This is a genomic window from Sinorhizobium prairiense (genome assembly GCF_029201645.2).
In the GTDB taxonomy this organism is placed as follows: domain Bacteria; phylum Pseudomonadota; class Alphaproteobacteria; order Rhizobiales; family Rhizobiaceae; genus Sinorhizobium; species Sinorhizobium meliloti_A.
Map to the genome: position 1 here is coordinate 3339948 of NZ_CP104131.1, position 15200 is coordinate 3355147.

Genomic DNA, 15200 nt, shown 5'->3' on the forward strand with positions numbered 1-15200 from the left:
TGAAGGGCAAGTGGGGCGCCTTCAAGGCGTTGGAAAACCCCGAAAACACGACGCCTTCAAATGACCGTTACCGCCCGCCGCGCGCTGATCACGCCGCTGTGGCGCTGTCTTACCGGCCGGTGATCTCCGCTTCGGTCGGCACCAGTATTTCGCGCTTTCCGGCGTGGTTCGCGGGGCTGATGATGCCTTCCTGTTCCATCCGCTCGATCAGCGAGGCGGCCCTATTATAGCCGATACCGAGGCGGCGCTGCACGTAGGAGGTCGAAGCCTTGCCGTCGCGCAGCACGATCGCCACCGCCTGGTCGTAGGGGTCCTCGGAATCGGCGAGGTTGGAGGTGCCGGCCGGACCGCCGCCGTCACTCTCGTCCTCGTCGTCCTCGGTGATCGCGTCGAGATATTGCGGCACGCCTTGCGTCTTCAGATAGGCAACGACCTCTTCGACCTCGGTGTCCGAGACGAAGGGTCCGTGCACGCGCTGGATACGGCCGCCGCCGGCCATGTAGAGCATGTCGCCCATGCCCAGGAGCTGTTCGGCCCCCTGTTCGCCGAGGATGGTGCGGCTGTCGATCTTTGAGGTCACCTGGAAGGAGATGCGGGTCGGGAAGTTCGCCTTGATCGTGCCGGTGATGACGTCGACCGAGGGGCGCTGTGTCGCCATGATGACGTGGATGCCGGCAGCACGCGCCATCTGCGCAAGCCGCTGGACGGCGCCTTCGATATCCTTGCCGGCGACCATCATCAGGTCGGCCATCTCGTCGATGATGACGACGATATAGGGCATCGGCGAAAGATCGAATTCCTCCGTCTCGTAGACGGCCTCGCCGGTCTGTCGGTCGAAGCCGGTCTGGACGGTGCGCGTGATCGCCTCGCCCTTGGCCAGCGCCTGCTCGACACGGCTGTTGAAGCCGTCGATGTTGCGCACGCCGATCTTCGACATCTTCTTGTAGCGCTCTTCCATCTCGCGCACGGTCCATTTCAGCGCCACGACCGCCTTCTTGGGGTCCGTCACGACCGGCGAGAGAAGGTGCGGGATGCCGTCATAGACGGAGAGCTCGAGCATCTTCGGATCGATCATGATGAGACGGCACTGATCGGGTCTCAGCCGGTAGAGCAGCGACAGGATCATGGTGTTGATCGCCACCGACTTGCCCGAGCCGGTGGTGCCGGCGACGAGCAGATGCGGCATCTTGGCGAGATCGGCAACGACGGATTCGCCGCCGATCGTCTTGCCGAGCGCCATGGCGAGCTTCGTCTTGGTCGTCTCGAAGTCGCGGGAGCCGATCAGTTCGCGCAGATAGACCATCTCGCGCCGCTGGTTCGGCAGCTCGATGCCGATGGCGTTGCGGCCGGGTACGACGGCGACGCGTGCGGCGATCGCGCTCATGGAACGGGCGATGTCGTCGGCGAGACCGATGACCCGCGACGATTTGATCCCGGGCGCGGGTTCCAGCTCATAGAGGGTGACGACGGGGCCGGGGCGGACATGGATGATCTCGCCCTTGACGCCGAAATCCTCGAGAACGCCTTCGAGCATGCGGGCGTTCTGCTCGAGCGCATCGGCCGAAAGCGAGGCGTCGCGGGCGACATTCTTCGGCTCGGCGAGGAAATGGATCGGCGGAAGCGTGAAATCGCCGTCTTCATCGACGAACGAGCGCTGCGCCTCGCGCTCGACGCGCTGCCCGGCTTTCGGCCGCGGCGGCGGCGGGGCGACGCGCGAACCCACCATTGCCACAGCCGGCTTCGGCGGTGCAGGCCGCGGAGCCCAGTCTGCGGCCACGTCGTCTTCGTCGTCCGGCAGGATGCCGGCGGGCCGTCGCTCGTCGATATCGAAGGGCGGGTCGTCTTCGTCGCCCGTGATCGGCGGCGGAGTGACGATGCGGCGCTCGGTGCGATCGAGCGAGGGCTCGATACGACCGGCCTGCGCCTTCGGCCGGACCGGCTCGTTCAATGTGCCGAATTCGTCGTTGTTGAAGTCGTAGGGCTCGTCATACTGCCGCTTCGCCGGCTTTGCTCCCATGCCGAAGGCACGGCGAAGCCTGGCCTGCGCCGTGTAGCGCATATGGGCGAGCGAGCCCATCAGCACCGTAAGGGGGCCTTCTTCGTCTTCCTCTTCGAGTTCGTCGCGTATGGTGCGCGCCTTGCTGGGTGCAGGCTCCGGTGCCGGTTCTGCTTCTTCATCCTCGCTGACGCCGATGAGGCCGGCGCTGTAGACGAGGCACCAGGCGGCCGGTGCGGTAAAGAGGCAGGCGAGTACGGTCGCGAAGGTGCCCGTCGGGAAGGTTCCGGTGAAGAGCGCGGGAAAACGAAGGATCATGTCGCCGAACACGCCTCCGAGGCCGTTCGGCAGCGGCCAGGTGATCGGCGCCGGAACGCAGCTCAAGGCCGCGCTCGCCAGCACCGAACCGGCGAACCACAGGCCGAGCCGCTTGAGCACCTTGTCGAAATGCGTGCCGCGGATGAGAACGAGAGACCAGGCGACAGCCGGCAGCAGCGCCACGACGCTAGCCAGGCCGAAGAACTGCATGAAGATGTCCGCGAAGACGGCGCCGCCATAGCCGAGCAGGTTGGTCGGCTCGTTCGACGTTGCATAGGAAAAGCTAGGATCCGCGACGTTCCATGTCGAAAGGGCGGCAATGGCGAGCGCCAGCGCACCTACGAGAACGAACCCCGCCAGCGAGGCGATCTGCCGCCAGACGAAGTGGGTCAGCACGAACCGGTTGGAACGGCTGTCAAGCGTTGCGGTATTGCTTCTGCTCATGTTGCCTGCTTTGCCCGTTTCGATCCGCCGGAACGAGAGCGCGCGAAAAGGCCGCCCGTGAATATTCCAGCCCTTTTGGTGAGGAGCAGCCTTCTCACCCTCAATCAGGGCGAAAAGCGGGATGCTCCGAGCACATTGCGTGCCCATGGAATCAACCTAAGCGAAGTAGGGTTAATGTGACATTAACCATGCGCGTGTGCCGGCAAAATTGCCGCTGGGACGCGTATGCAGCAAAAAAGGCCCGGATCGCGAGATCCGGGCCAAGGGCGATCCGCAGACTGCGGACCGCGACGGGACTTTTGGCGGCGTCGTTTGCCGACGCTGCTCAGCTCGCGTGATAGGCGGCTTCGCCATGCGAGGAGAGGTCGAGCCCTTCCCGCTCCGCTTCCATCGATACGCGAAGGCCGACAAGCGCATCGACCACCTTGTAGAGGATGGCGGATACGATACCGCACCAGACGATCGTGATGGCGACGGCCGTGATCTGGGTCATCAACTGGCTTCCCATGGTCACGCCGTCGGCATAGCCGATGCCGCCGAGCGAGGAGGAGGCGAAGACGCCGGTCGCGATCGCGCCGAAGAAGCCGCCGACGCCGTGCACCCCGAAGACGTCTGCCGTGTCGTCATAGTGGAACTTGTTCTTGATCACCGAGACGAAGAAGTAGCAGAGCGGCGAGACGATCAGGCCCATGATGATCGCGCCCATCGGACCGGCGATACCGGCCGCCGGCGTGACGGCGACGAGCCCGGCGATCATGCCCGATGCGGCACCGAGCATCGAAGCCTTGCCGCGCGTAAGCGTCTCGACGAGAGACCACGAAAGGACTGCGGCAGCCGTTGCGAGGAAGGTGTTGACGGTGGCGAGAACCGCACCGCCGGAGGCTTCGAGATTGGAGCCGGCGTTGAAGCCGAACCATCCGAACCACAGCATGGCAGCGCCGACGAGCGTCAGGGTCATGGAATGCGGGGCCATCATGTCCCGGCCGTAGCCGGTGCGCTTGCCGACCATGAATGCACCGACGAGGCCGGCGACGCCGGCATTGATGTGGACCACGGTGCCGCCGGCGAAATCGAGCGCGCCCATGCCGAAGAGCAGGCCGTTGGCGTCCCAGACCATGTGCGCAATCGGGAAATAGACGAATGTCGCCCAGAGGATGGCGAAGAGGATCGCGGCCGAGAACTTGATGCGCTCGGCAAAGGCGCCGACGATGAGCGCCGGGGTGATCGCGGCGAAGGTCATCTGGAACAGCATGAAAAGATATTCCGGAATGACGACGCCATCGGAGAAGGTCGCCGCGGTGCTGTCGACGGTCACGCCCGCGAGGAAGAGCTTGGCGAAGCCGCCGAAATAGGCGCTCGTCGAGCCGCCGAAGGCAAAGGAATAACCGTAGACGACCCAGACGATCATCATGACGGCGCCGATGACCGTGCACTGCATCAGCACCGACAGCATGTTCTTGGCGCGCACGAGGCCGCCGTAGAATCAGGGCGAGGCCCGGAATCAGCATGAACAGGACGAGAAGGGTCGAAAGGAACATGAAGGTGGTATCGGCCTTGTCCGGCACCGGCGTTGCGGCCGCGGCGGGCGCCGCTTCCTGGGCAAACGCGACGACCGGCGCGAGCATCGCGGCAGCAGTCGCTCCCACGCGTCGAAGAGAGGTGGAAAGGGTGAATGACGACATCGAAAATAGCTCCCTGAACGGCGTGGTTTACAACGCTTCTGAGTCGGTCTCGCCGGTGCGGATGCGCACGGCATGGTCAATCGAGTAGACGAAGATCTTGCCGTCGCCGATCTGGCCGGTCTTGGCGGCCGAAGCGATGGCTTCGACGGCCTTGTCGACGATCTCCGTCGCGACCGCGATCTCGACCTTCAGCTTAGGCAGAAAGCTCACGGCATATTCGGTGCCGCGGTAAATCTCGGTGTGCCCCTTCTGGCGGCCGTAGCCCTTCACTTCGGTCACGGTCAAACCCTGGATGCCAACGGCAGTGAGGGCTTCGCGAACCTCATCGAGCTTGAACGGCTTGATAATGGCCATCACAATTTTCATCGAGTTCCCATCCTTGTCTGCCTCCAGCGGAGGCCGTCTCTCCTTGCTGCTTGAGCGCCTGACGCGCTGGCAACCGGATAGCTACATTCAAGGGGCGTGCCAGATTCGATGAGGCAGAACAAACCACTGAAATCTAATGGAAAAAACACGTTCGGCGAGGGGGCTGCCGCGGAACGCTGAAAATAGGCCAGTCGGAATGATTAAAATATGAGCAGAATCCGAAAAATGGCAAAAAATTACGCAATTGCCTTTTTGCGGATCAATCCTTCCTGCGCGACAGAGGCGATCAGAACGCCGGAGCGGTCGAAAAGACTGCCGCGGGTCATTCCGCGGGCACCATGCGCGCTGGGGCTGTCCTGGGTATAGAGCAGCCAATCGTCCATTTTCGAGGGCCGGTGGAACCACATGGCGTGGTCGAGGCTGGCGACCTGGAGGCGGCGGTCGAAGACCGATGTGCCGTGTGCGTAAAGCGACGTGTCGAGGAGCGTCATGTCGGAAAGATAGGCGAGGACCGCGGCCTGGAGATGGCGCTCGTCAGGCACCGTCCCGACCGCTTTCACCCATACGTCCTGCTTCGGTGACGCCTTTGCGCGCGAGAAATAGTGTTCGAGCGAGACGGGCCGGATTTCGATCGGCCGCGGCCGCTCCCAATAGCGGCGGATCGCCTCCGGCGCGTGGACGAGAAACTTCTCCTTGAGTTCCTGCTCGCCCGGCAGCGTCTCGGGCATCGGCACTTCCGGCATGTCGAACTGGTGCTCGAATCCATCCTCGTCGTACTGGAAGGAGGCGGACATGGCGAAGATGGCCTTGCCGTGCTGGATCGCCACCACGCGCCGCGTCGCGAAGCTCGAGCCGTCGCGGATCCGGTCGACCTCGTAGATGATCGGAACGGAAGGGTCGCCCGGACGCATGAAATAGGCGTGCAGCGAGTGAACGTAGCGGCCCCCCTCGACCGTGCGCTGGGCGGCGACCAGCGCCTGGCCGATCACCTGGCCGCCGAAGACCCGCTGCCAGCCGACCTGCGGGCTCAGGCCCCGGAACAGGTTTTCCTCAAGCTTCTCGAGGTCGAGTATTGCAAGCAGCGCATCCATGGGCGTGGCGGTCTCGGTAGGGCGCGACATTTTCGGCGGTCTCCGATGGTAGGAACGGCGTTGGCATTGATCTATATAGGCACGAGATGATGCTTCAAGTGCGACGGGAGACGAGACGGATGATCGACGTTCTGATTGCCGGGGGCGGCTATGTCGGCCTCTCGCTTGCCGTATCGCTGAAAAAGGCGGCCCCCCATCTCGATGTCATGGTCGTCGATGCCGCGCCGGAAGGCGTGTGGAAGAAGGACGAACGGGCATCGGCCGTTGCCGCCGCTGCCGAGCGGATGCTCGACGTCCTGGGCGTCTGGCAGGCGATCGCGCCCGAGGCCGAGCCGATCCGCAGGATGGTGATCACCGATTCGAAGACGGCCGATCCGGTCCGACCGGTATTCCTTACATTCGAAGGCGGGGGCGAGGGCGAGGACAATGGCGACGGCCGCCCCTTCGCTCATATGGTGCCGAATACGGCGCTCGTCGGTGCGCTGCGCCGCGCCTGCGACGAACTTGGCGCCCCGATCCGGCAGTCGACCGTGGTGGAGAGTTTCCGGAGCGGAGATCATTCCGTCGCCGTCACTCTGGCGGGCGGCGAGACGATCGAGGCGCGGCTGCTGGTCGCCTGCGACGGCGTTCGTTCGAGGCTGCGCGAGGCGGCGGGCATCAAGGTCGTGGAGTTCGATTACGGCCAGTCGGGCATCGTCACCACCGTCGAGCACGAGCGCCCGCACGGCGGGACGGCGGAGGAGCATTTCCTGCCTGCCGGTCCCTTCGCGACGCTGCCGCTCAAGAATAACCGCTCCTCGCTCGTCTGGACCGAGAGCACCTATGATGCCGAGCGTCTGGTGAAGGAGGACGATTTCATCTTCGAGGAGGAACTGGAGCGCCGTTTCGGCCATAAGCTCGGCCGTCTCAAGGTGGTCGGCGGCCGACGTGCCTTCCCGCTCGGCCTCACGCTTGCCCGCGACTTCGTCGCGCCGCGTTTCGCGCTCGCCGGGGATGCCGCGCACGGCATCCACCCGATTTCCGGCCAAGGGCTCAATCTCGGCTTCAAGGATGTCGCGGCCCTCGCCGAAACGATCGTAGAGGCGGACCGCCTGGGCCTTGATATCGGTTCGCTCGCGGTTCTGGAGCGCTACCAGACGTGGCGACGCTTCGATACCTTCCGGATGGGCGTTACGACGGATGTCCTCAACCGGCTCTTCTCCAACGACATCATGCCCGTGCGGGTCGTGCGCGATCTCGGCCTCGGCCTCGTCGATCGCCTGCCGTCGCTCAAGAAGTTCTTCATCCGCCAGGCGGCGGGCACTCCCGGCAGAGCCGATCCGCGGCTGCTCGCGGGCGAGCCGATTTGAACGCAGCCGTTTGCGCCTGTGTCCGCCCGGGGAGAAGGGCCAGTTTCGGGTCAAACCCGAGGAGAGGGGCAAACCACACGGCAGATCAGGCAGGCTGACCCCCGAACATCGGTCTTCAATCCTCGATCTTGCGCGCCTCGGAAACCAGCATGATCGGCACGCCGTCGCGGATCGGATAGGCGAGCCGGGCCTTTTCGGACACCAGTTCGTTGGCTTCCGGATCGTAGCTGAGGCGGCCCTTGGTCAGAGGGCAGACGAGCAGTTCCAGGAGTTTCGGATCGACCTTGCTGGCGTTGATGTCCATCGCTCGTTTCATTGCAGAATATTGTCGAGGTCGCCGAAGTTGCGGGCGAGCACGATCTCGGTGATGGCGATCAGCGTTTCGGCCCGCGTCTTCAGGTCGGGGGCCTCCAGCAACGCCTGTTTTTCCGCCGGTCCATAGGGCGACATCATTGCCATGGAGTTGACGAGGGTTCGGTTGCTTGCGCGTTCCACGCTTTCCCAGTCGGCTTCGAGCTTGTTGGCGTCGAGATAGGCCCGAAAGGCTGCGAGAAGCGCCTCCCGGTCGACGAGGCTCTCGTCGTCCGGATTTTCGAGATCGCTCCCGAAGGGGCCGATGCGGAACCGGCGGTAGCCGCGACAGCCGGCCACCTCTGCGAAAAGCCGGAAGCGGCACACACCGGTGAGAGAGGTGATGTAGCGGCCGTCGCCGGTCTCGGCGAAAGAGGTGATCCGGCCGATGCAGCCCACCTGGCAAAGCGCCGGCACCGACGAGGCGTCGATCTCGTTGCGGCCTTCCGCGAAGGAGGGCTGAACGATGCCGATCAGCCGGTTGCCGGCGAGCGCATCGTCGAACATGGCGAGATAGCGCGGCTCGAAGATGTTGAGCGGAAGCTGTGCGCCGGGAAGCAGCAGCGCGCCCGTCAAGGGAAACACCGGAAGAATCTCCGGTAAGTCCTTCGGACCGAGATAGCGCGCATTTCCGACATGCATTCCGACAGACCCTGCAGATAGCGGCCGCGCCTCATCGAGGCGCGGTGCCGTAGGACCAAAAAATGGTGCGGCCCTTCGAAATCTCAAGGGAGAAATAGACCGGAATCGATCGGGTGGAGCTGAAAATTTCGACGCGGAGGCCGCTTACGAAAGAGAATCGACGACAGCTTGCGCCGCGCGGCGATCGTTGCCGGATCCTTCGGTCCCCATACCTCGAAGAACGACAGCAGTTCGCGCCGGGCGCCGTCGTCCTCGAAGCTGCGGTCGCGCTTCATGATCGTGAGGAGATGTTCGGCGGCGGCGGTGCGGTCGCCCTCGACATTGCGGAGCTTGGCGAGCTTGAGCCGTGCCGCGTGGTCGTCCGGATCGAGCGCGAGCTGGCGCTCCAGCGCGGCCGGGTCGCCGAGCTTGCGGGCCTCCTCGATCTGGTCGAGCTTTTTCGAGACCGCGGCGACGGCCGCTTCCGCGGCGAGTGCTTCCGGCAGGCCCGAAAGCGCCTGGCGCGCCTCGGCGACCTGCCCGAGCGCAATCATGCATTCGATCATGCCCGCGACAGCCGCGGCGTTTTCCGGGTCGGCCTGGAGAACGGCACCATAGAGTCCGGCGGCGTTCTGCGCGTCGCCTGCATCGATCAGCGCCTTGGCATCGGCAAGCACGCTCTCGATCTCTGCCTTGCCGTCGTCTGCGGCCGGACCGGCAATCCGATCGATGAACTCTTTGATCTGGCTTTCGGGCACGGCGCCCATGAAACCATCGACCGGGCGCCCGTCGATGAAGGCGATCACCGCGGGAATGGACTGAATGCCGAGCTGGCCGGCGATCGATGGATGGTCGTCGATGTTCATCTTGACGAGCTTCACCCGGCCGGCGGCTTCCCTCACCACCTTCTCGATGATGGGGGTCAGTTGTTTGCAGGGCCCGCACCAGGGCGCCCAGAAATCGACGAGCACCGGCTGCTGGCGCGATGCCTCGAGCACGTCCCGGGTAAAGGCGGCGGTTGTCGTCTCCCTGATCAGGTCGTCCGGGATCGGGCCGTTCGGGGCGCTCGAAGTGCTTGCCGGCTGTCCGCCGAAGGAGGCCGAGCCCGTCATCTGGGTGCCGAAGGAACCTTGATAGGGATTGTCGCTACCGCTCATTCTTCTCTCCTCGCGGACTTGGGCGTCCGGCTTCATGCATTCGCGCCAAAGATCGTATGTCAGGCCGTCACTTTCAAGACAAGCGGCTCGTGCCCGGTTGCCTCCATGAAGCGCAGCATGTCCTTCGACGCGATCGAGGTCGTCTGGTCGTTGGAGAGCGGATGGCAGTTGACCGTCTCGAACGCCATCAGAGTCTCGTCGAGAATGATCTTCACCTTGCCCTCGGTGTCGTTGATCGCGCCGAAGGCGGTGACGGCGCCCGGTATCACGCCCAGATATTCCATCAGCTTCTCCGGCTTGCCGAAGGAGACCTTGCTTGCAGCGCCGATGATCTGATGAACGGTCTTCAGGTCCACCGTCGCGTGTTCCTCGACGGTCAGAAGGAAATAATTGTCCTTTTTGTCCTTCAGGAACAGGTTTTTTGTATGTCCGCCGGGGATTTCATCGCGCAGCGCCACCGATTCGGCGACCGTGAAGACCGGCGCGTGCCGCTTCGTCCTGTGTTCGATCCCGAGTTCGTCGAGAAAGCGGAAGAGGTCTTCCGCAGTCTTCGGCTCAGCCTTGCTCATGCTCCATCCTTCCTGCCGTCGCGATTTTCTCTCGGCCTGCTTTAAAGAGGAGCGAGAGGTTCCGCAATCTCATGCGCGGCGCAGCGCGGCCGAAAACGCGGCGTTCCCGGTCTTCGAACGCGCTCGCGAAAAAATTCTTGGCATTCGCGTCATTTCCCTGTTGCATTTGAAAAGGGCTTGGGCCATATAGCGCCCGTCGCCGCAAGACGGGCGACACCCCTGGTCCATCGACTACCCCCGGGCCTGGGTCTTATGAGCGGGTGTAGCTCAGGGGTAGAGCACAACCTTGCCAAGGTTGGGGTCGGGCGTTCGAATCGCCTCACCCGCTCCAAATTCCTCGGACAATTCAGCAGATTGATGAGCCCTTCGGGCATTTTCGTTGGCGCCGCGTTGCTACAGCGGGAGCGAAGCGGCGTTTTTCCGTGACGCGTGTGCTGGCACAGGAAGTGGGTGCCGACGGGATCACCGCCAACTGGGTGTGCCCCGGGATCATTCTCACCGATATGGGTCGGGTCAATCTCGACGATCCCGCGGTCAGGAGGACGTGGCAGGACAAAACCGCCATGCGTCGCATCGGCGATCCCGAGGATGTTGTCGGTGCGGTGGCCTTCTTTGCTTCGGACGATGCGGCTTTCGTGACCGGCCAGACGCTGAATGTCGACGGCGGCATCGTGCTAAGCTAACGCCTATCCGACGTCGGCCGAGCTCGCGCAGCATGCCATGAAGCCGTCGGCGATGATGTCCTTCGGAAGGTTGCGGCCGATGAAGACCAGGCGCGAGACGCGCTCTTCGCCCTCCTTCCAGGGGCGCTGGTGGTCGCCTTCCACCAGCATGTGGACGCCTTGGACGACATAGCGGTCGGTGTCGCCGGCAAAGGCGATGATGCCCTTCATCCGCAGCATGTCCGTGCCGAAGGCCCGGGCGGTCGTCTGGAGCCAGCGGAAGAATTTTTCCGGGTCGACGGGTCGGCGTTCGATCAGAGAGAAACTCGTGACATGGTCGTCATGCTCATGACCGTGGTCCGCTTCGAGAAAGTCGGGCTCGACCTCGAGAATGCGGTCGAGATCGAAGGCATTGCGATCGAGCAGGCTGGCGATCTCGAGATTGCAGCGCTGCGTCCTCAGGATTCCGGCCGTCGGGTTGATGCGGCGGATGCGATCCTCCACGGCCTGCAGCCCTTGGGGCGATACGAGATCGGTCTTGTTGAGGATGATCGTGTCGGCGAAGGCCAATTGCTCCTGCGCTTCATGTGCGCGGTCGATCTCGCCGAGAAGGTGCCTGGCATCGACAACGGTAATGATGGAGTCGAGCCGTGTCTTGGAGCGGACATCCTCGTCGACGAAGAAAGTCTGGGCGACCGGCGCGGGGTCGGCGAGGCCCGTCGTCTCTATCAGAATGCCGTCGAACCGCTCACGCCTGCGCATCAGCGCCTCGATGATGCGGATCAGGTCCCCGCGCACCGTGCAGCAGATGCAGCCATTGTTCATTTCGAACACCTCCTCGTCGGCATCGACGATGAGATCGTTATCGATGCCGACCTCGCCGAACTCGTTGACGATGACCGCGAACTTCTTGCCATGCGGCTCGGAGAGGATGCGGTTGAGAAGCGTGGTCTTTCCTGCTCCGAGATAGCCGGTGAGGACGGTGACGGGGGTGGGGACAAGCTGATCGGGCATTGACGAGAACCTCACTGTCGCATGGACGGCCGGAGGCAATGCTCCGGCTTTGTGGATACGTTATTACATTTCGTTTTCTTGAATGTAATAACGTAACGTCGCCGGGGGTTGTCAAGTCCGATTCTGACACTGAAACGCTGGGGCTCTCTTCTTTCCTCGCCGCAGCCGAATTCGTTACCGGTCTCACGCTGCCGGTGGATGGCGGTTATCGCGTCGGATAGGAGCGACAGGAAGCGTTTCACTGTTCGATGAAACGGTGAAACTGAAAGTGCTCTAACGGCCTGCGCTGCCTCAGCTTTTCGTAAAAACGTAATCCGTTTCCTGCCGGAGCGTTTCGCCGGGTCTCAGCACCGCCTTCGGGAAACCTTCGTGGTTCACCGCATCGGGCCAGATCTGGGTTTCCAGGCAGAGGCCGGCGAAGGGGCCGTAACGGCGGCCGTCGAGGCCGGGAACCGGTACGTCGAGCTTTTCTCCGGTATAGAGCTGCACGCCGGGCTCCGTCGTCAGCACTTCCAGCGACACACCGGAATTGATGCTGCGTACGAGCGCCACGGAGCGTTTCTGCGTCCGTTCCGGCGAGAGGCAGAAGTTGTGGTCGTAAGCGATTCCGTCGCCGTCCAGCTGCCTTCTCAGCGGGGTCATTTCGCGAAGATCGAAGGCGGTGCCGGCGACGGGGCGGATCTCGCCCGTCGGAATCTGCCGTTCATCGGTGGGCAGGTAGTGGTCTGCCGCAATCATGATGTCGTGGCCGAATGCGTCCGCGCCGCCGTCGAGGTTGAAATAGCTGTGCTGGCAGACATTGGCGAGGGTCGGCGCGTCGGTCTCAGTTTCGTAGACGACGTTGAGCGCGCCGCCCGGTTTCAGCGTATAGGTGCAGGTGATCGTGCAATTGCCCGGGTAGCCGGCGCGGCCGTCCGGATCGGTGATCTCGAGCGTTACGCTGTCTTCGGCCCGCCTGAGGATCGACCAGTTGCGCTTGGCGATATTGTCGCTGCCGCCGTGGAGATGCGTGGCGCCCTTCTCATTGAGCTCGAGTTGATAGGCCTTGCCTTCGAGCACGAAGCGGCCACCGCCGATGCGGTTGGCGTTGCGCCCGGGCGTGGCCCCGAAATAGGAGGAATGGACCGGATAGCTTTCGAAATCCTCGAAGCCGAGCACGAGCGGGGCTGCATGTCCTTCGAGCCGAAGATCCTGGATGACCGAGCCCCATGTGATCACCGACGCCGTCAGCCCGCCGCCCTGAAGCGTCACGCGCTGTACGGGCTCGCCGGAGGGCAGGTGCCCGAAGATTTCCGTGTCTGTTCCCATGCATCTCCCCATTTCCGCGAGTCGGCGTCAACCTGCTGCATTTCCGCCGAGGCGGCAACCGGAAAGTCATACTTTTTACGTCAACGCGCTTCGGTTCCGATCTTCGCCAGCTCGTAGGGCGTCGTCTGGTAAATCTCGTTGATCCAGTTGCCGAAGAAGAGATGTGCATGGCTTCGCCAGCGGTTCTGCGGCGGAAGTGCGGAGTCATTGTGCGGGAAATAGTCGTGCGGCAGCTTGATCGGCACGCCGGCATCGACGTCGCGGAAATATTCCTCCGACAGGGACGTCGAATCATATTCGACGTGATTGAACATGTAGAGCCGGTTGCCTTTCTTCTCGTGCACGAGGCAGACGCCCACTTCCTTTGATTCCATCAGGATTTCGAGATCCGGCACCCGGTCGATATCGGCGCGGCGCACCTCGGTCCAGCGCGAAACGGGCACGGCGAAATCGTCGGAAAAGCCGTTCAGATAGACCGAAGAGGGCTGCAAGTTCTGGTGGCGGTAGACGCCGAAGGCTTTTTCCTTCAGCGGATATTTCGGAACACCGTGGAAATGGTAGATCGCAGCCATCCCGCCCCAGCAGACGTTCAGCGTCGAATGGACGTTGGTCGTCGTCCAATCGAAGATGCGCTGCAGCTCCTTCCAGTAGGTGACCTCTTCGTATTCGAGCGTCTCGATCGGCGCGCCGGTGATGATGAAGCCATCGAACTTACGGGCCTCCACTTCCTCGAAGGTCTCGTAAAAGGCGAGCAGATGTTCTTCGGGCGTGTTCTTCGGCCGGTGGCCGTTGACGCGGACCAGCGTCAATTCGACCTGAAGCGGCGTGGCGCCGATCAGCCGCGCCATCTGGATCTCGGTCTTGATCTTGTTGGGCATCAGGTTCAAGAGCCCGATCTGCAGCGGCCGGATGTCCTGGCGGACCGCCTCGGTCTCGGTCATCAGCCGCACACCCTCGTGAACGAGAGTTTCGAAGGCGGGCAGCGTATCGGGTATCTTGATGGGCATGGGCGTCCACTCGATCAATACAAAAAAACCGGCGGCGAAACGATCGCGACCGGTCCTCGGAAATCCATTGTTCCCTCGGCCCTTTAGCGACTTCTTTAACGTGGCTGCAAGCCGGCCGGCCAAATCACCACGGATCGTAGATAGCGCGAGGAGGGCCGCGCGGTCAATGAAAAAGGATTCGCCGGCGTCGGGGCGGCCTTATCCCCGAAATGCCGTAACCTCGATCTCGATCAGCATTTCCGGGCGGATGAGGTCGCAGACGATCATCGTCGCGGCCGGGCGGATCTCGCCGAAGGTCTCGCCGAAGATCGGGAATACGCGGTCGGCAAAGCTGGCATCGGTGACGTAGTAGTGGTTGCGAACGACGTCCGACAGCGAGAAGCCGGCTTCCTTCAGGGCGCCTTCGATCGTCTTCAGGCAGTTGCGGGCCTGTTCCTCCACCGTTTCCGGCATGGTCATGGTGGCGTAGTCGTAGCCGGTCGTGCCGGAGACGAAGCACCAGTCGCCCTTCGCGACGGCACGCGAATAACCTGCCGTCTTTTCGAAGGGCGAACCGGACGAGATGAGCTTGCGCGTCATCCGACAGCTCATGCCCAGGGGCGGGAAGCGGCGGTCGCCTTCTCGTAATTGTCGATGGAGCGGCCTTTTTCGAGCGTGAGGCCGATATCGTCGAGGCCGTTCAGCAGGCAGTGGCGCTTGAAGGCATCGACCTCGAACTTGATCGAGCCGCCGTCCGGACCGGTGATCTCCTGCGCTTCGAGATCGACCGTGAGAATGGCATTGGAGCCGCGGCTGGCGTCATCCATCAGCTTGTCGAGGTCTTCCTGGCTAACGACGATGGGCAGGATGCCGTTCTTGAAACAGTTGTTGTAGAAGATGTCGGCGAAGGAGGTCGAGATGACGCAGCGGATGCCGAAATCGAGGAGCGCCCAAGGTGCATGCTCGCGCGAGGAGCCGCAGCCGAAATTGTCGCCGGCGACGAGAATCTTGGCGTTCTGATAGGCAGGCTTGTTGAGAACGAAGTCCGGGTTGGGGGTGCCGTCCTCGTTGTAGCGCGCCTCGGCGAAAAGCCCGGTGCCGAGACCGGTGCGCTTGATCGTCTTCAGGTAATCCTTCGGAATGATCATGTCCGTGTCGATGTTGACGACGGGCAGGGGAGCGGCAACGCCGGTGAGCTTGACGAACTTGTCCATGACTTGGCCTTCGATTTCAGCGGAAATGTTCGAGAAGCGTTTAGATCAGTTTTGCGCCGAAATGAAGGAGAA

The 15200-nt window shown here is 62.8% G+C and carries 12 protein-coding genes, 1 tRNA gene, 3 pseudogenes and 1 riboswitch; of the genes and pseudogenes, 3 read left to right on the top strand and 13 right to left on the bottom strand.

Annotated elements, in window-relative coordinates:
* Window positions 1–109: 109 nt before the first annotated feature.
* From N0Q91_RS18720 to tesB, 4 genes and pseudogenes are all read right to left on the bottom strand, one after another.
* Entirely contained in the window at window positions 110–2758 is a 2649-nt protein-coding gene (locus tag N0Q91_RS18720) for an FtsK/SpoIIIE family DNA translocase (protein ID WP_275597173.1), read from the bottom strand.
* 325 nt (window positions 2759–3083) lie between these two features.
* Window positions 3084–4440: pseudogene (locus tag N0Q91_RS18725) on the bottom strand (ammonium transporter).
* A 27-nt stretch (window positions 4441–4467) separates the two neighbouring features.
* On the bottom strand, window positions 4468–4806 hold the full coding sequence (locus tag N0Q91_RS18730; RefSeq protein WP_018097362.1) for a P-II family nitrogen regulator: 339 nt from the start codon (window positions 4804–4806) through the stop codon (window positions 4468–4470).
* A gap of 236 nt (window positions 4807–5042) precedes the next feature.
* On the bottom strand, window positions 5043–5927 hold the full coding sequence (tesB, locus tag N0Q91_RS18735) for an acyl-CoA thioesterase II (RefSeq protein WP_275597174.1): 885 nt from the start codon (window positions 5925–5927) through the stop codon (window positions 5043–5045).
* 89 nt (window positions 5928–6016) lie between these two features.
* On the opposite strand from tesB, the gene N0Q91_RS18740 reads away from it, so the two are divergent.
* The gene (locus N0Q91_RS18740; protein WP_234841252.1) at window positions 6017–7246 is read left to right on the top strand and encodes a ubiquinone biosynthesis hydroxylase; all 1230 of its coding nucleotides are present in this window, start codon (window positions 6017–6019) and stop codon (window positions 7244–7246) included.
* Between the two features lie 115 nt (window positions 7247–7361).
* Here the strand turns inward: N0Q91_RS18740 and N0Q91_RS18745 are convergent, their stop codons facing one another.
* The 4 genes and pseudogenes from N0Q91_RS18745 to N0Q91_RS18760 form a co-directional block, all read right to left on the bottom strand.
* Window positions 7362–7550: a Trm112 family protein gene (locus N0Q91_RS18745; RefSeq protein ID WP_003537577.1), complete on the bottom strand. Its 189-nt coding sequence runs from the start codon at window positions 7548–7550 to the stop codon at window positions 7362–7364.
* Window positions 7551–7558: 8 nt separating this feature from the next.
* A complete protein-coding gene (locus N0Q91_RS18750; protein ID WP_018097359.1) occupies window positions 7559–8239 on the bottom strand; it encodes an LON peptidase substrate-binding domain-containing protein in 681 nt (226 codons plus the stop codon).
* A 149-nt stretch (window positions 8240–8388) separates the two neighbouring features.
* Window positions 8389–9375 (bottom strand): annotated as a pseudogene (trxA, locus tag N0Q91_RS18755) (thioredoxin); the annotation flags it as partial.
* 59 nt (window positions 9376–9434) lie between these two features.
* Window positions 9435–9944, bottom strand: coding sequence for a prolyl-tRNA synthetase associated domain-containing protein (locus tag N0Q91_RS18760; protein ID WP_100672738.1), 510 nt, complete (start codon window positions 9942–9944; stop codon window positions 9435–9437).
* Between the two features lie 256 nt (window positions 9945–10200).
* On the opposite strand from N0Q91_RS18760, the gene N0Q91_RS18765 reads away from it, so the two are divergent.
* Both N0Q91_RS18765 and N0Q91_RS18770 read left to right on the top strand, forming a co-directional pair.
* Window positions 10201–10275, top strand: a tRNA-Gly gene (locus N0Q91_RS18765).
* A gap of 94 nt (window positions 10276–10369) precedes the next feature.
* Window positions 10370–10627 (top strand): annotated as a pseudogene (locus tag N0Q91_RS18770) (SDR family NAD(P)-dependent oxidoreductase); the annotation flags it as partial.
* 3 nt (window positions 10628–10630) lie between these two features.
* Here N0Q91_RS18770 and N0Q91_RS18775 read toward each other — a convergent pair.
* From N0Q91_RS18775 to leuD, 5 genes are all read right to left on the bottom strand, one after another.
* Window positions 10631–11620 carry a CobW family GTP-binding protein gene (locus N0Q91_RS18775; RefSeq protein ID WP_275597175.1) on the bottom strand — a complete coding sequence of 330 codons (990 nt, stop codon included), beginning with the start codon at window positions 11618–11620 and terminating at the stop codon, window positions 10631–10633.
* A 291-nt stretch (window positions 11621–11911) separates the two neighbouring features.
* Window positions 11912–12928: an aldose epimerase family protein gene (locus N0Q91_RS18780; RefSeq protein WP_275597176.1), complete on the bottom strand. Its 1017-nt coding sequence runs from the start codon at window positions 12926–12928 to the stop codon at window positions 11912–11914.
* An 80-nt stretch (window positions 12929–13008) separates the two neighbouring features.
* Window positions 13009–13935 (bottom strand): homoserine O-acetyltransferase MetA, encoded by a 927-nt coding sequence (gene metA / locus N0Q91_RS18785; protein WP_026168842.1) that lies wholly within the window; start codon window positions 13933–13935, stop codon window positions 13009–13011.
* 63 nt (window positions 13936–13998) lie between these two features.
* Window positions 13999–14076: riboswitch (SAM riboswitch) on the bottom strand.
* A gap of 57 nt (window positions 14077–14133) precedes the next feature.
* Complete coding sequence (locus N0Q91_RS18790) at window positions 14134–14514, bottom strand: RidA family protein (RefSeq protein ID WP_003531294.1); 381 nt, start codon at window positions 14512–14514, stop codon at window positions 14134–14136.
* An 8-nt stretch (window positions 14515–14522) separates the two neighbouring features.
* The gene (gene leuD / locus N0Q91_RS18795) at window positions 14523–15128 is read right to left on the bottom strand and encodes a 3-isopropylmalate dehydratase small subunit (protein ID WP_018097351.1); all 606 of its coding nucleotides are present in this window, start codon (window positions 15126–15128) and stop codon (window positions 14523–14525) included.
* Between the last annotated feature and the right edge of the window lie 72 nt (window positions 15129–15200).

Bases quoted from the DNA above. Each gene is read 5' to 3' on its own strand.
- N0Q91_RS18720 (WP_275597173.1), bottom strand. From the start codon at position 2,758: ATGAGCAGAAGCAATACCGCAACGCTTGACAGCCGTTCCAACCGGTTC.
- N0Q91_RS18730 (WP_018097362.1), bottom strand. From the start codon at position 4,806: ATGAAAATTGTGATGGCCATTATCAAGCCGTTCAAGCTCGATGAGGTT.
- tesB (WP_275597174.1), bottom strand. From the start codon at position 5,927: ATGTCGCGCCCTACCGAGACCGCCACGCCCATGGATGCGCTGCTTGCA.
- N0Q91_RS18740 (WP_234841252.1), top strand. From the start codon at position 6,017: ATGATCGACGTTCTGATTGCCGGGGGCGGCTATGTCGGCCTCTCGCTT.
- N0Q91_RS18745 (WP_003537577.1), bottom strand. From the start codon at position 7,550: ATGGACATCAACGCCAGCAAGGTCGATCCGAAACTCCTGGAACTGCTC.
- N0Q91_RS18750 (WP_018097359.1), bottom strand. From the start codon at position 8,239: ATGCATGTCGGAAATGCGCGCTATCTCGGTCCGAAGGACTTACCGGAG.
- N0Q91_RS18760 (WP_100672738.1), bottom strand. From the start codon at position 9,944: ATGAGCAAGGCTGAGCCGAAGACTGCGGAAGACCTCTTCCGCTTTCTC.
- N0Q91_RS18775 (WP_275597175.1), bottom strand. From the start codon at position 11,620: ATGCCCGATCAGCTTGTCCCCACCCCCGTCACCGTCCTCACCGGCTAT.
- N0Q91_RS18780 (WP_275597176.1), bottom strand. From the start codon at position 12,928: ATGGGAACAGACACGGAAATCTTCGGGCACCTGCCCTCCGGCGAGCCC.
- metA (WP_026168842.1), bottom strand. From the start codon at position 13,935: ATGCCCATCAAGATACCCGATACGCTGCCCGCCTTCGAAACTCTCGTT.
- N0Q91_RS18790 (WP_003531294.1), bottom strand. From the start codon at position 14,514: ATGACGCGCAAGCTCATCTCGTCCGGTTCGCCCTTCGAAAAGACGGCA.
- leuD (WP_018097351.1), bottom strand. From the start codon at position 15,128: ATGGACAAGTTCGTCAAGCTCACCGGCGTTGCCGCTCCCCTGCCCGTC.